The organism is Nocardioides panzhihuensis (genome assembly GCF_013408335.1).
Classification (GTDB): domain Bacteria; phylum Actinomycetota; class Actinomycetes; order Propionibacteriales; family Nocardioidaceae; genus Nocardioides; species Nocardioides panzhihuensis.
Genome location: NZ_JACBZR010000001.1, coordinates 4,897,730 through 4,911,514, shown reverse-complemented (window position 1 = coordinate 4,911,514; position 13,785 = coordinate 4,897,730). Strand labels below are relative to the sequence as shown.

The window sequence follows — 13,785 nt, the reverse complement described above, 5'->3', positions numbered from 1 at the left end:
TCATCTCCAAGTCTGAGGTGGTCACTTGCCGGATCCGCTGCCGCCGCCGCGGAAGGAGTCACCGCTGCTGCCGCCACCGGTGTTGCGGCCGTAGAAGCTGCTCCAGCCCCACAGTCCGATCACCGTGGCGTGATGGCGGTAGCCGCGGTCGTACTCGTAGAGGGTGATCGTCGACCCCGAGGGCTCCCGCGGCTCGACCACGACCAGCCAGTCGTCGTCGTAGCGCAGGTACTGGTTGGAGCCGTCGGCGCGGTTCTCGTCGGCGTCCGTGTCGGCCGCGATCTTGCTGGCGACCGAGGTCACGGTGCCGTCGTCCTCGAAGACGATCCCGGCGTCGGTGTCGGGGTCGGTGCCGCTCACGTGGTCGAAGTTGTCGCGCAGGTACTTCTCGGGGCTGCTGTCGCCGCCCGAGGAAGCGACGATCGCGATGATGAGGGCGATCACGACGCAGGCGGCGACGATCGACCAGCCGATCAGCTTGCGGTTCGGGCCCCCGCCCGAGCTGTTCGGACCATGATTCGGGTCAGACACGTGCGACCTCCTCAGGCCGGTAGCGGGTGGTGGTGGCGACGATCTCGCCGGTCTGTGGGTAGGTGTGCCAGGTGCGCCAGGTGATCTCCCCGGCCGTCGTGCCGCCCACCCCGTCCAGAGCCAGTGCGGTCACCGCGTGCGGGTCGCCCGGGAAGTGCGCGACGACGGCGTCCGTACGCCCGCTCAACCGCTCGACGAGCCGCGCTGCCTCCGCGGCGAGCTCGTCGGGCCCCACCGTCGTCACGTGCGAGGCGAGGCGGTAGCCGCCCGTCGCATGCTCGGTGGCAAGCGGCGCCGCCTCGGCGATACCGCACGCGACGGTCTCGTGCAGGAGCGGACGGTCGTCGCGGCGTACGACGACCTGGTGGCTGGCGCCCAGGACGCTCAGCGTGACGCTCATCCCGCGCTCGAGCAGCACCGTCCGGGAAGCCAGCGGCGTGCACGGGACGGGCGCGAGGGTCCAGCGCAGGGTGTCGCCGCGTACGTCCACGAACGGGACGTCGAGAAGCGTCACTCGTCGTCCAGGGTCGCGGGCCGGTCGGTGGAGGGGTAGACGGTCAGCTCGAACGGCTGCAGCACCTCGCCGAGGGAGGGCTCCCAGTTGCTGCCCCACTTCTCGAAGCCGAGCAGCCCGCCGTCGACCGACTTGTAGTCGGCGTAGTCGGCCGTCCCGGACGGCGCGGTGCCGGTCGCGCCGGTCGCGGTGAAGTTGGCCGTGCCCTTCTCCTGGAGCCGGTAGGCGACACCGCCGACGATGACGTCACGGTCGCCCACGGCGCCCTGCTCGATGTCACCGAGCGGGATCGCGTGCCACAGCGAGACCTCGAAGCTCTCGTCGTCCTCGATCGAGAGCCACTTCTTGCCCTCGGCGTCGTCGAGCATGTGCTCGGTCCAGCGGTAGCCGTGCTCGTCGAAGTCGATCCGACCGCGGACGAACCAGTTGTGGCCGAGGTATTCGATGACGTCGCCGTTGCGCACCTGACGCAGCTGGTCGGAGGCGTGCTTGTGCTGGTCGCCGATGAAGTCGTCGGGCTCCTGTTGCGTCTGCGGCTGCTGCTTGCTCTTCCAGAGCAGATAGGCCGCGACCGCGAGTGCGGCCAGCAGCAGGGCGATCAGGACGTAGGTCACCTGTGACTCCTAGTTGATCAATGCGGGGGGGCGTCTCGAACCTTAACGTGGTGGCGGTACCGTTCGGCAGCCAACAGCGCCATTCCCAAGAGGCAGATGCGGCGTGCGGCGTGCGGCGGTTGTCGGTGCCACCCCGTAGGTTTGGTTCGTGAGGTTTCCGGGTGTCTACGCAGAGCGCGGCGTCTTCGTCTGTTTCGAGGGTGGCGAGGGGTCGGGCAAGTCCACCCAGTCCCGGCTGCTCCAGGAGGCGCTGGCCGCCCGCGGCCACCAGGTCCTGCTGACCTTCGAGCCGGGAGACACAGCCGTAGGCAAGGACGTACGCCGCATCGTGCTGTCCCCGGAGACCGGCGATCTCGACGACCGGACCGAGGCGCTGCTGTTCGCTGCCGACAAGGCCGAGCACATCGAGTCGATGGTGCGCCCGGCGCTGGAGCGTGGAGAGGTGGTCATCACCGACCGCTATGTCGATTCGATGCTGGCCTATCAGGGCGCCGGCCGGGTCCTGGACACCGCGCAGCTCGAGGAGGTGGCGCGCTGGGCGACCGCCGACCTGCGGCCTCATCTGACGGTGCTGCTCGACCTGGATCCGGCGGCCGGGTTCACCCGGTTCGAGGAGCGCGACCGGATGGAGCAGGAGTCGGTGGAGTTCCATCAGCGGGTGCGTGAGGCGTTCGTCGCGCTCGCGAAGCGGGACCCCGATCACTATCTGGTCCTGGACGCCCGCGCCCAGGTCGAGGAGATCCATGCGGCGGTGCTGGCGCGTCTCGAGCCCAAGCTCCGCCAGGCGGTGAGCGCATGAGCATCGCCACCACCTCGGACGGTCGGTCGGTCTGGGACAACCTCGTCGGCCAGCGCCACATCATCTCGATGTTGCAGACCGCCGCGACCGGCTCAACCGATGGTCTCGGGCGCCGCTTCGGCAAGGGGATGACCCAGTCGTGGCTCTTCACGGGGCCGCCAGGCTCCGGACGCTCCAACGCCGCGATCGCCTTCGCCGCGGCGCTCCAGTGCCCGAACGGCGGCTGTGGCCACTGCCACGAGTGCCACACGGTGCTCGCCGGGAGCCACGCCGACGTCAACCTGGTCCGCACCGAGAAGCTGACCCTCGGGGTCGACGAGATCCGCGACCTGGTGCGGCAGGCCGCCCTCTCCCCGGCTGGAAGCCGCTGGCAGATCCTGATCATCGAGGACGCCGACCGGCTCACGGAGCAGGCCAACAACGCGCTGCTCAAGGCGGTCGAGGAGCCCGGCGCCCGCACGGTGTGGATGCTCTGCGCGCCGACGGTCGAGGACGTCCTCCCGACCATCCGGTCCCGGTGCCGCCTGGTCACCCTGACCACCCCGACGACCCCCGACGTGTCGGCCTTTCTGCAGCGTACGCTCGGGGTAGACGAGGCGCGCGGCACCTACGCGGCGCGCGCGAGCCAGGGCCACATCGGCCGGGCCAAGGCGCTGGCCCGCGACGACGACACCCGTCGGCGACGCGAGCAGGTGGTCGCCTACCCGACCCGGCTGACCACTCTCGCCGACGCGCTCCGGGCCGCCGGGGAGCTCGCCGCGGTGTCGAAGGAGGAGGCCGACGCGGTCACCGCCGACCTCGACGCGAAAGAGAAGTCCGATCTCGACGTGGGCTATGGCGTGGTCGACCGTGGGCGTCGTCCGCGTGAATACGGTCCCGCTCTGGCCGCGCTCGAGAAGGATCAGAAGCGCCGGGCCACCCGCCGCCACCGCGACGTGATCGACCGCGGCCTGATGGACCTGGTCTCGATCTATCGCGACGCGATCACCTTGGCCGCCGGTGCTCCCGTGGCGCTGGTCAACGAGGAGCACCGACGCGAGATCGAGCAGCTCGTCGAACGCTCCACGCCCGAGCTCAACCTGCAGCGCATCGGTGCGATCTTCGAAGCCCGAGAGCAGCTGCTGGAGTTCAACGTGCAGCCCCAGTTGGTCCTGGAAGCCATGATGGTGGCGCTGTTGCCACCCGGAGGAGATCAGTGAAACCCAAAGTCGTGATCGCCCTGACCACCCTGGCCGTGTTCACCGCCGGCTGTGGTGCCGGCGGCGGCACTCCCGACGCCGACCGGGTGAGCCCGAGCGCGTCGGCGACCGCGGCCCCGACCGAAGGGCTGCAGTCCTTCTACAGCCAGAAGCTGGACTGGAAGAAGTGCAACGGCGCCTTCGAGTGCGCGACCCTCGAGGTCCCGCTCGACTACTCCGACCCGACCGGCCGCACCATCGACGTCGCGGTGATCAAGGACCCGGCCAACAAGGAGAAGAGCGGCTCCCTGGCGATCAACCCGGGTGGCCCGGGCGGGTCGGGCATCGACTACGCCCTCTACAACAACCAGTCCTTCGGCTCCAAGGTCCGCGACTCCTACGACATCGTCGGGTTCGACCCGCGTGGTGTCGGGCAGAGCACCCCGGTCGACTGCCTCACCGACGACGCCCTGGATGACTACATCGCGGTCGACCCCGACCCTGACGACGTCGCCGAGGAGAAGGCCTACGTCGGCACCGGCGTCGAGATGGCCAACGGCTGCGCGGCCCAGCGACGCGGGATCTCCGCCCATGTCAGCACCGTCGAGGCGGCCCGGGACATGGACGTACTGCGGGCCGCGCTCGGGGAGGACCAGCTCGACTACTTCGGCGCCTCCTACGGCACCCAGCTCGGCTCGACCTACGCCGAGCTCTACCCCGACCGCGTCGGCCGCTTCGTGCTCGACGGCGCGATCGCCCCCGGGCTGAGCGTGATCGACTCCAACCTGGCGCAGGCCAAGGGCTTCGAGGTCGCGCTCCGCTCCTACGTCGAGAACTGCGTCGACGAGGGCAGCTGCTTCCTCGGCGACACCGTCGACCAGGGCGTCGAGCGGGTTCAGAAGCTGCTGGCCGACATCGACGCCGAGCCGCTGCCGGCAGGTGACCGTGAGCTGACTGCCGGCAACGCCCTCTACGGCCTGATCACCCCGCTCTACGTCGAGTCCTACTGGCCTTACCTCACCGACGCCCTCGAGGCGGCGCTGAAGGGTGACGGCTCCCAGCTGATGAGCCTCTCGGACAACTACGCGGGCCGTGATCCCAAGGGTGGCTACATCAACAACACGATGGAGGCCAACTGGGCGATCAACTGCCTCGACGACTCCTCCGGTCTCACCCCGGCGGAGGTACGCAAGCAGCTGCCCGCCTTCGAGAAGGCCGCTCCCACCTTCGGTTCCGCCCTCGCCTGGATGCTCACCGGCTGCGCCGCGGAGAAGTTCGAGGCCACCGAGCCCGAGCCGGAGATCGACGCCGAGGGTTCCAACCCGATCGTCGTCATCGGCACCACCCGCGACCCGGCCACTCCCTACGAGTGGGCCGAGGATCTCGCGGAGGCGCTCGACTCCGGCGTACTCGTCTCCCGTGACGGCGACGGCCACACCGGCTACATGCAGGGCAACGGCTGCGTGGACGACGCCATCGACGCCTACCTCGTCGACGGCAAGGTTCCCGACGACGGCCTGAAGTGCTGACGCCGCAGAACTAGCGGATATACCCCATCTCGGGTGGGTTCTCGTCATGACGCCCCGGTGGATCTCTCTGACTCAGAGGATCTCAACCGGAAGCCGTCATTACGAGAAGAAGGGTCACGCCTACGTGATCATGCACCAGCGAATCCGTTCGACGACGAAGGTCTTCGCTGCCACCGCAGTCGCCGCCTTGGCGATCGCAGTAGCCCCCGTCATCAGTCAGCCCGCCGCCTACGCCGCCACGCCCACGGGGTCCGTCGCCAAGGTGGTCACCAAGGTCGTCAAGGTCTCTGCCAACAAGTACGGGACGAGGTCCTACCGCCCCGTCGGCAAGCTGACCGCAGGCGGCAACGCGGTCAAGGGCAAGCGCATCCACCTGCAGAAGAAGGCCAGCGGCCGCTGGGGCAACGTGGCCTCCTGCGTCACCAACCGGTACGGCAAGTGCGCCGTGATCGTGACCCCGAAGGTCAGCCGCTACTACCGCTGGAAGTTCGCCGGCGACGCCAACCGGCGGACCGACGTGTCCGCGTCGTTCTACCTGCGGAAGCGTGGCAGCACGCCTCCCGCGACCTCGGGCCTGGACTACACGTACCGGAATGGCGTGAAGGTCTACAACGCGACCAGCGGCAACGACCTCGACTGTGGCGAGATCCCGGCGTCCAAGAAGCCGGTACGGGTCAACAACAGCTCCGACCCGTGGCGTCTCGACCGGGACAACGACGGCTACGGCTGCGACTGAGCTTGCCCGTTCGTCAAGGTATGCAGGCGAAGGCTCACATCCCCAGCGGACCTCCGCGCGGGATGTAGACCTTCGCCTGCATACCCTTCGACAAGCCTCAGGACACCGCCTTGATGGAGGTCTGGCCTTATCGCCGGTGGACCGGGTCCGCGATGGCCTGGATCCGCTTGGTGGCCAGCTCGATCATCAGCGTGGCGGCGGGGGAGAGGGTGGCGTCGTTGCGATGGACGACGGCGAAGGTGTCGTACGTCCGGGGTCGCAGTGACACCCATCCGGCCTTCGGCGCCAGCCGGGGGAGCAGCTGCTCGGCGGCTCCCTTCGGGACGACGCCGTCGGCATACCCCATCCCGACCAGCTCGACCGCCGTCTCGATGTCCTCGACCTCGATCCGGCTCGGCGGGTTGCGGCCGGTCTCGTGGAGCAGGTTGCGGATGGTGACGCGGGTCGGGTCCTCAGCGCTCCAGGTCGTGTCGGACATGACCAGGGTGGCCAGCGAGAGCCGGTGGGGGGTGACCGGCGTGGCCAAGTGGGCCGGGTCGGCGGAGATGTAGACGAGCTCGTCTCGCGCGACCGGCGTGACCTTCAGCCCTTCGCCGGAGACGCTGCCGACCGAGAGCATCGCCGCCTCGAGCCGCCCACGCCGCAGGTCGTCCTGGACCTCGGCGGAGTTCTGGCCGATCAGCTCGACGCGGACGCCCGGGTATCGATCGAGCACGTCCGCGACCAAGCCGGCGCCGCCATAGAGTCGCGCGATCCCGAACATCCCGAACCGGATTGTGCCGGTCTCGAACTGCTTCACCGCCTGAACGGCCTTGCGTGCCTCCTCGGCGGCCGCGACCGTACGCTCCGCGTGGGGTCTCAGCTCGTCGGCCACGCCCGTCGGCACCACCCCGCGCCCGACGCGTCGGAAGAGCTGGACGCCGAGCGTACGCTCCAAGCCTCTGACCTGCTCCGAGATGGACGGCTGCGCATAACCGAGCGCCTCGGCCGCCGCGGTCAGCGAGCCATGCTCGTAGACCGCGAGGAACACGCGGAGCTGGTGCAGCGACAACATAGAGACATCCTATGTCTTTTAAAGGAAAGATCGCCTACCTCTATGAGTCGCCACCGGTCATCCTTGAATCACCACCACTGTGTCCACAGTCGGTGGCAGAAACATCTTCACAGGGGAGCAGAGCAACAATGAAGCACGGCGTACGCCGCTTGGGCCGCCTCATCGGCAAGGGCAAGCCCACCCGCATGACCATCGACGAGCAGGTCGAAGCGCACCGTTTTAGTGTCGAGCGCGCAGTCTCGGTACACTCTTCCGGTCCGCTCAACCAGACCCGCTTCATGCGGTAACGGATGACGGTACGCCGCCTTAGCTCAGTCGGTAGAGCGTCTCACTCGTAATGAGAAGGTCGTCGGTTCGATTCCGACAGGCGGCTCCGACAGAAACCCGGTCCCGACCAGCCACAACACGGCTGCGAAGGCCGGGTTTTGTTGCTTTGTCCTTCGCCCTCACCCGCCGCTTGTGTCCCCTGCCCGTCTCAGGCGGGGCTGTCTTGGACGCTAGTCTTGGTCACGTGGCGAGGGTGTCTGCGGACGAACGACGACGGTTGCTGGTCCAGGCCGCGATCCAGGTGATGGCGCGGGACGGCGTCGCCCAGGCCACCACCCGGTCCATCGTGGCGGAGGCCGACATGCCGCTCGGCACCTTCCACTACTGCTTCCGCTCCAAGGAGGAGCTCTTGGAGCAGGTGATCACGACGATCACCGGTCACACCTTGGCGCCGGCGCTGGAGATCATCGAGGGCCCGGGGACGCTGGAGGAGAAGCTGCGCGGCGGGCTGGCGTCCTACTGGCAGCACGTCCTGGACAACCCCGACGAGCACCGGGTGACCTACGAGCTGACGCAGTACGCGACGCGCAGCCCGGCGCTGGCAGAGATCGCCCGGCTGCAGTACCGCACCTACCTGGACGCGCACACCACGGTGATCGAGACGCTCGCGGCCAGCGCCGGCGTGACCTGGACGGTCGACGTCGCGGTGCTCGCGCGCTACCTGACCGCGATCGTGGACGGTCTGACGCTGCTCTACCTCAACGAGGGCGACGCGGAGACCGCGGGCGCGGCGATCGATCTGGCCGCGACGCAGCTGCTCGGACTGGTCGAGCAGCGCGCCTGACCTGCCCAGGTCCGCCCGTCAGAGGAAGGTCTTCCCCTCGCCGCGGTAGGTCGAGACCACGTCGACGACACGGTCGCCCTCGACGAGGACGATCTCGTCGACATGCTCGCAGAGCTCGCCGGCCTTCGTGTGCCGGAACCAGACGTGGTCACCGAGGCCGAGCTCGTCGACCCGCGCCCCCACCAGCGGCGTCTGCACCTCACCGGCGCCCTCCTGGTCGACGAGCGACAGGTCCGGCGGCCACACTGGCGTCGGCAGCCGGTCCTTGCCGGCGGCGCCCGACGCGATCCATCCGCCGCCGAGCACGGTGGCGTGCTGCGGGGAGGGGCGGCGTACGACCGAGAGCACGAAGTACGCCGCAGGCTGGGGCTGGAAACGGGTGTAGAAGTCGAACAGGCGGGGCGCGAACAGGCCGGAGCCGGCCGCCACCTCGGTGACCGCCGGCTCGGCCGCGGTGAGCTCGAGGCTGCCGGTGCCGCCTCCGTTGACGAACTCCAACGGCGCGACGCTCCGGACGGCGGCGACCGCGGCGGCGCGACGCTCGGCGAGCTCGGCAGCCGACCGCCGCTGCATCTCCCGGACCGCGAACCTGCGCAGACCGGGCTGGTTGTCGCCGATCCCCGCGATCTGGCCCTCGTAACCCATCAGGCCGACCAGCTCGAAGCGCGGGTGGGCGGCGACCTTGCGGGCCAGCGCGGCGGCCTCCTCCGGTGCGTGCACCGGCGAGCGGCGAGCGCCCAGGTGGACCCGGCCGCCGGCGAGCCGGAGCGAGACGTCGAGCTCCAGGCAGATCCGGATCGGCGGACCGTCGGGGCCGACGATCGCGGCCGTCAGGTCGAGGTGATCGGGGCTGTCGACCATCAGGGTGACCCGGGAGGCGAGCTCCTCGTCCTTGGCCAGCCGCTGGAGCGCCTCGCGGTGCGTGGTCGGGTATCCGACGACCACGTCCTCGTGCTCCTCGGCGAGCCAGAGCGCCTCGGGCAGGGTGAAGGCGAGGATGCCGGACATCCCCGGGACCTGCAGAGCGTCCCGGATCACCGATCGCACTCTGATCGACTTGCTGGCTACTCGGATCGGCTTCCCGGCGGCGCGGCGCACCAGCTGGTGAGCGTTGGTGCGCACCGCTGCCACGTCGAGGACGGCGAACGGCGGGTCCAGGTGCTCGGTCGCGGCGAGCAGGTCCGCCCATGGTGTTCGGGCGGGGCCGCCGGGCAGGGTCAGGGTCATCGTCGGGCCTCCGGGGCTGGGCCGAGCACGCGGTCCAGGTAGGGGTTGGCAAAGACCCCGGCGGGGTCGAGGTGGTCGCGGAGCGCGACGAAGTCGTCGAAGCGGGGATAGCGCTCACGCATCGCCGACGCGTCGAGCCGGTGCATCTTGCCCCAGTGCGGCCGGCCGCCGGCCGCGCCGAGGACGTCCTCGCAGACGTCGAACCAGCGCTCGTGCGGCATCCGGTGGTACTGGTGGAAGGCGACGACGGCCGAGTCCCGCTGGTAGGCCGGCGAGAGCCAGATGTCGTCGTGACGTACGAACCGGACCTCGAACGGGAACGAGACCGGCTCATCATGGGTGTCGACCCATCGCTTCAGCTCGCGCAGCGCAGGGACGAGCGCGTCGCGCGGCACGAAGTACTCGCCCTCGCGGAAACGTACGTTCCGTTCCGACGCGAACACGTTGGGCGCCAGGTCGGTGAAGTCGCGCGCGGAGATCGCCTTGGTCACGAACCGGGTGATGCCGGGGACCAGGCGCGGGAACCGGGTGCCGGCCCGCAGCATCGCCTCGAAGCCGATGTTGGTGACGATCCGGTCGTCGACCGTACGGGTCAGCCGGCTCATCGGACGCAGCTCGGTGTCACCGGGCAGCCGCTGGAACCTCCGGGTCAGCGACGTCGTCGTGTGCGGGAACCAGAAGAACTCGAAGTGGTCGTTGGCGGCGACCAGGTCGTCCACGCCGTCGAGCACGTCCTCGAGCGGCGCTGCCGCGTCGACGGCCCGCAGCGCGTAGAGCGGCACGCACTGCAGCGTCACCTTGGTGATCACGCCGAGCGCGCCGAACGAGACCCGCGCGGCCTCGAACAGCTCCGGCCGCTCGGTCGCTGAGCACTCCACGACCGACCCGTCGGCGAGCACCAGCTCGAGCCCGCGTACCTGCGTCGAGATGCTGCCGAACTCCGCGCCGCTTCCGTGCGTCCCGGTCGAGATCGCGCCCGCCACCGTCTGCCGGTCGATGTCGCCGAGGATCTCCATCGCCAGGCCGTGCCGGGCGAGGATCGGGTTGAGCCGGTGCAGCGGGATGCCCGCGGCGATCGTCACCAGCCCCGACTCGCGGTCGACCGAGTGGACACCGTCGAGCCGGTCCGGAACCAGCTGTACGCCGGGGGCGACCGCCGCCCCCGTGAAGGAGTGCCCGGACCCGATCATCCGCACCGGCAGCTCGTCGCCGACCGCCGTCTTGACGGCGGCCGCCACCTCGTCCGTCGTCGCGGGCGCGACCACGCGCGCAGGCGTGACCCGCTCGGTGCCTGCCCAGTTCTGCCAGCTCACGGCGTCCCTCCCCGGACCGGATAGTGGTCGGCGTAGTCGGTGTAGGTCGTCCCGCCCGCGCTCCAGGGCGGCGAGCTCGGCGTCAGGGTGGTGTTGGTCCACCCCCGAGGCTGCGGGTGGCCGCGCCGGAACATGACGTAGTCCAGGTGCTCGCGCCCGCCGGAGGACGCCAGCGGGTTGGTCTCCGGGTCCCAGGTGTAGGGATGGCCGGCGTACGACGGGGCGGTGACGTCGAGCGTGGACAGCATGGCGTCGTACTCCGGGGAAGCCTTGATCACGTTGAGGTCGCCGGCGATCACGATCGGCTCGTCGGCGGGGATCCTCAGCCCGTCGAGGAAGCCGTCGAGCTCGGTGAACTGCCGCTTCCGGGTCGCGGCGGCGTCCGAGCACAGTGCGGCCTCGGCCTGCGCATGGGTGCCGACCACGTGCACCGGGCGGCCGCCGACGTCGAGGCGGGTGTAGACGAAGCCCTTGTTGGAGAACCAGTCGGTATCGCAGCCGTCGGCGTACACGTACTGCGCGCGATGGGTGATCGGCCACCGGCTGAGGATCGTCACGCCGCCGTCCTCGGGGGTCAGGGCGGAGTAGGACCCCAGCGTCTCGTCCCAGCCCGAGCGGGATCGGCCGAGGACCGGCGTCTGATGGGGATACTGGCTGGCCAGGCGTGACTTCAGGGTGTCGGAGGGACCGTTGTCGAACGCCTCCTGGAGCACCACGACGTCGTGGCCGCGGACGTAGTCGGCGCCCGCGATCAGCTCTGCCCTGGTGGCGTTGGCCTTTCCACCGGCGATGGCCGGCAGCATCGCGACGTTGTGGGTCAGGATGCTCAGGCCGGCCCGGTTGGCGAGCTTTGCACTGCCTTCGCCGGGGGATGCCGATGCCGGCGTCGTTCCGGGGCCGGCGATCGCGGCGACGGCACACACCGCCGCGACCATCGCTGTCACGGCGCGCATCAGTCGACCACCGCGAACGTCGGGCTGGTGCCGCTGATCGAGCGCACGTTCCCCAGCAGGCTCCGGGCGTCACCGAAGTAGCGGATCCGGTAGCTCCCCGGCTCCACGTCGTCCGGTACGTCCCAGGTGATCGTCACCTTCGACGCGGCGACGCCGTAGCGCGCCCAGTGGAGCTTCGTCGACCAGTCGCTGTCGTCGGCGATCCGCTGCCAGCGTGGCTCGCCGGTCGAGCTCGTCGAGACCCGCCGCTCCACCGTCAGGTAGCTGCCCTCGTGGTGCGGATCGTTGTTGGGATGCGCGCCGGCGAACGTCACGCTCACCTGCCCGCCGGGCCGGTACGTCGCAGCCGGGGCCGTCAGCACGTCGCCGTAGCTCTTGGCGATCGGAGGTGCATCGGCCACCACCGCGCCCTGCGGCGAGGGGAGCTGCAGGGCGCTGCGGTCGCGCTCCTTGGCCCCGAGCGGGACGTCGACCCCGGTGCGCATCGCGGCACCCAGATCGGCCACGGTCTGCATGAAGGCCGGGAGCTCGTAGCGCCCGAAGAGGGTCGAGGCGCCCTCGTACTCCTTGGCGTCGTACTCCTCCGGCGTGGTCAGGTAGTGCGCGTAGGCGTTGGTGTAGCCCTGCACCAGCACGTTGTCGAGGTCCGTGCCGACCGCCTCGGCGACGGCGCGCCGCAGCCGCAGGCCGGAGACCACGGTCACCTCGGCCGGGACCCCGACGAGGTAGAGGTCGCCGATCCTGACGAGCTGCACCGGCAGCTTCTGCTGCACCATGTCGAGCGCCCCGACCGGGAGCAGGATCTCCTTCGGCGCCTGGCACGCTCGCAGCGCTGGGCTGGCGGTGTAGAGCGCCTCGGAGATCGCTGCGACCGCCGGGTTGCCGCCGTCCTTGCCCTCCTTGAAGATCGGCAGCCCGCCGCCGCCGTCCTCGGTGCTGCCGGCAGCGAACGACGCCCCGAGCGCTGCCGGACAGGTGCTGTGCGGCTTCCCGTCGGGAGTGAACTCGCGGCGCACTGCGGTGTTCGCGAAGTCGACGTACACGATCCGGGAGTCGACGCCTCCGGCCAGCGCCCGGTCGTCGTCGAGCCCACGGCGGGCAGCGTCGTACGTCCTGGTGCCGATGATCCGGGTGTTCTCGAACTGGTCGGTGGTCGGGCCGTCGGAGGGCCGCAGGTTGAGGTTCGGCGACATGTCGCCGGCGTTGGTCTGCGCGAAGGAGGCCACGAAGCCGGGGTCGCGGCTGTCCTCGATGTAGTCGACGCCTCGCGCGAGCCGCTCCCAGGCGTACTCGGCGTAGCCCTTGTTGTCGGGGCTCACCAGGGTGTTGTCGGTCGACATGCTCGTCGCGTGGACCGGGAACCAGTTGATGACCCCGTCCAACTCGCCTTCGCGGCGCACCTGAAGAGTGGTGCTCCGGGTGTCGACGCCACCGGGGAAGTGGGCCTTGTCCGCCTCCGGGTTGCGGTCGAACGCGGTCTTCGAGCGGTTGACGTTGGCGTTGGTCAGCTCGCTGGCCGACACGCTCAGCTCTGCCGGCGCGAGGTCGGCGTCGGCCCGCTCGATGGAGGTGACGATCCCGTCGACGAGGGCGCGGAAGGTCTTGCCGTGGTAGCCCAGGGTGGTGATGTTGTAGAGCGTGTGGTGCGAGTAGCCGCCGGGAGCCGCATGCGTGTGGGTCGCGGTCAGCATCACGTTGCGCTCGGTGTAGGTGTCGCCGAAGCGTTGCTCGAGCTTGGCGAGGACGGCGTCGCGGACGCTCTGGAAGATCATCCCCGCGTCGGCGAGGACGTGGACCACGCGCTCGTCCGACTCCGGGTCACCGATCACGAAGGCACGGGCGCGCTGGCGCATGTGCAGCCCGCTGCTGGCTTGGCTGAGGTCGGCGTACCCCATCATCCCGGCCTCGGCCACCTCTCCGGTGACGTCGGCGATGCCGCGGCCGACGAGATAGTCGCCGGCCCCTTGATCCGTTCTGTGGTCGGCGCGCGCCGTCGAGGCGTACGTCGTGTCGGCGCCGCTCGCCGAGGACGGCGGCGGCAACGTCGTGATCCCGAGAGTGGCGACCGCCAGCAACGTGACAGCCCCGGTGGTCCTCCATGTGACGCGCGTCATAACAGGAGGATGCCTGCTCGATCCCACTGGGTCAATAGTCCTGGACAGATGACCTACTTCGTGGACCGGGGTCCGGTGCGATGTCCGATTACCGCCAGAACTACCGGGCCGA

General features: G+C 69.7%; 14 protein-coding genes and 1 tRNA gene. 7 read left to right on the top strand and 8 right to left on the bottom strand.

Annotation, left to right across the window (positions count from 1 at the left end; all coding sequences use genetic code 11):
- Positions 1 to 21 precede the first annotated feature (21 nt).
- The 3 genes from BJ988_RS23285 to BJ988_RS23275 are packed head-to-tail and all read right to left on the bottom strand — an operon-like array spanning position 22 to position 1,659.
- On the bottom strand, positions 22 to 531 hold the full coding sequence (locus BJ988_RS23285) for a DUF4247 domain-containing protein (RefSeq protein WP_179660249.1): 510 nt from the start codon (positions 529 to 531) through the stop codon (positions 22 to 24).
- Positions 524 to 1,045: a DUF2617 family protein gene (locus tag BJ988_RS23280; RefSeq protein ID WP_179660248.1), complete on the bottom strand. Its 522-nt coding sequence runs from the start codon at positions 1,043 to 1,045 to the stop codon at positions 524 to 526. Before BJ988_RS23280 ends, BJ988_RS23285 begins: the two co-directional genes overlap by 8 nt.
- Entirely contained in the window at positions 1,042 to 1,659 is a 618-nt protein-coding gene (locus BJ988_RS23275; RefSeq protein ID WP_179660247.1) for a DUF4178 domain-containing protein, read from the bottom strand. Before BJ988_RS23275 ends, BJ988_RS23280 begins: the two co-directional genes overlap by 4 nt.
- A 148-nt stretch (positions 1,660 to 1,807) precedes the next feature.
- Between BJ988_RS23275 and tmk the strand changes: the two genes are divergently transcribed.
- The 4 genes from tmk (at position 1,808) to BJ988_RS23255 (ending at position 5,901) form a co-directional block, all read left to right on the top strand.
- Positions 1,808 to 2,458 carry a dTMP kinase gene (gene tmk, locus BJ988_RS23270; protein WP_179660246.1) on the top strand — a complete coding sequence of 217 codons (651 nt, stop codon included), beginning with the start codon at positions 1,808 to 1,810 and terminating at the stop codon, positions 2,456 to 2,458.
- Complete coding sequence (locus BJ988_RS23265; RefSeq protein WP_179660245.1) at positions 2,455 to 3,657, top strand: DNA polymerase III subunit delta'; 1,203 nt, start codon at positions 2,455 to 2,457, stop codon at positions 3,655 to 3,657. Before tmk ends, BJ988_RS23265 begins: the two co-directional genes overlap by 4 nt.
- Positions 3,654 to 5,165, top strand: a complete 1,512-nt coding sequence (locus BJ988_RS23260; RefSeq protein ID WP_179660244.1) for an alpha/beta fold hydrolase — start codon at positions 3,654 to 3,656, stop codon at positions 5,163 to 5,165. The genes BJ988_RS23265 and BJ988_RS23260 overlap by 4 nt, the downstream gene beginning before the upstream one ends.
- A gap of 130 nt (positions 5,166 to 5,295) precedes the next feature.
- Entirely contained in the window at positions 5,296 to 5,901 is a 606-nt protein-coding gene (locus BJ988_RS23255) for a hypothetical protein (protein ID WP_179660243.1), read from the top strand.
- A gap of 127 nt (positions 5,902 to 6,028) precedes the next feature.
- Here the strand turns inward: BJ988_RS23255 and BJ988_RS23250 are convergent, their stop codons facing one another.
- The gene (locus BJ988_RS23250; protein ID WP_179660242.1) at positions 6,029 to 6,955 is read right to left on the bottom strand and encodes a LysR family transcriptional regulator; all 927 of its coding nucleotides are present in this window, start codon (positions 6,953 to 6,955) and stop codon (positions 6,029 to 6,031) included.
- A gap of 128 nt (positions 6,956 to 7,083) precedes the next feature.
- Between BJ988_RS23250 and BJ988_RS23245 the strand changes: the two genes are divergently transcribed.
- From BJ988_RS23245 to BJ988_RS23235, 3 genes are all read left to right on the top strand, one after another.
- Entirely contained in the window at positions 7,084 to 7,242 is a 159-nt protein-coding gene (locus tag BJ988_RS23245; protein ID WP_179660241.1) for a hypothetical protein, read from the top strand.
- Between the two features lie 13 nt (positions 7,243 to 7,255).
- Positions 7,256 to 7,328: transfer RNA gene (locus BJ988_RS23240), tRNA-Thr, on the top strand.
- A gap of 138 nt (positions 7,329 to 7,466) precedes the next feature.
- A complete protein-coding gene (locus BJ988_RS23235) occupies positions 7,467 to 8,066 on the top strand; it encodes a TetR family transcriptional regulator C-terminal domain-containing protein (protein ID WP_179660240.1) in 600 nt (199 codons plus the stop codon).
- Between the two features lie 18 nt (positions 8,067 to 8,084).
- On the opposite strand, the gene BJ988_RS23230 is transcribed toward BJ988_RS23235, so the two are convergent.
- The 4 genes from BJ988_RS23230 to BJ988_RS23215 are packed head-to-tail and all read right to left on the bottom strand — an operon-like array spanning position 8,085 to position 13,673.
- Positions 8,085 to 9,293 carry an alanine racemase gene (locus tag BJ988_RS23230; RefSeq protein WP_179660239.1) on the bottom strand — a complete coding sequence of 403 codons (1,209 nt, stop codon included), beginning with the start codon at positions 9,291 to 9,293 and terminating at the stop codon, positions 8,085 to 8,087.
- Positions 9,290 to 10,606 (bottom strand): D-arabinono-1,4-lactone oxidase, encoded by a 1,317-nt coding sequence (locus BJ988_RS23225; RefSeq protein WP_179660238.1) that lies wholly within the window; start codon positions 10,604 to 10,606, stop codon positions 9,290 to 9,292. Before BJ988_RS23225 ends, BJ988_RS23230 begins: the two co-directional genes overlap by 4 nt.
- Positions 10,603 to 11,559, bottom strand: a complete 957-nt coding sequence (sph, locus tag BJ988_RS23220) for a sphingomyelin phosphodiesterase (protein ID WP_179660237.1) — start codon at positions 11,557 to 11,559, stop codon at positions 10,603 to 10,605. Before sph ends, BJ988_RS23225 begins: the two co-directional genes overlap by 4 nt.
- Positions 11,559 to 13,673 (bottom strand): neutral/alkaline ceramidase, encoded by a 2,115-nt coding sequence (locus BJ988_RS23215; RefSeq protein WP_179660236.1) that lies wholly within the window; start codon positions 13,671 to 13,673, stop codon positions 11,559 to 11,561. The genes sph and BJ988_RS23215 overlap by 1 nt, the downstream gene beginning before the upstream one ends.
- Between the last annotated feature and the right edge of the window lie 112 nt (positions 13,674 to 13,785).

Bases quoted from the DNA above. Each gene is read 5' to 3' on its own strand.
- BJ988_RS23265 (WP_179660245.1), top strand. From the start codon at position 2,455: ATGAGCATCGCCACCACCTCGGACGGTCGGTCGGTCTGGGACAACCTC.
- BJ988_RS23255 (WP_179660243.1), top strand. From the start codon at position 5,296: ATGCACCAGCGAATCCGTTCGACGACGAAGGTCTTCGCTGCCACCGCA.
- BJ988_RS23250 (WP_179660242.1), bottom strand. From the start codon at position 6,955: ATGTTGTCGCTGCACCAGCTCCGCGTGTTCCTCGCGGTCTACGAGCAT.
- BJ988_RS23245 (WP_179660241.1), top strand. From the start codon at position 7,084: ATGAAGCACGGCGTACGCCGCTTGGGCCGCCTCATCGGCAAGGGCAAG.
- BJ988_RS23230 (WP_179660239.1), bottom strand. From the start codon at position 9,293: ATGACCCTGACCCTGCCCGGCGGCCCCGCCCGAACACCATGGGCGGAC.
- sph (WP_179660237.1), bottom strand. From the start codon at position 11,559: ATGCGCGCCGTGACAGCGATGGTCGCGGCGGTGTGTGCCGTCGCCGCG.
- BJ988_RS23215 (WP_179660236.1), bottom strand. From the start codon at position 13,673: ATGACGCGCGTCACATGGAGGACCACCGGGGCTGTCACGTTGCTGGCG.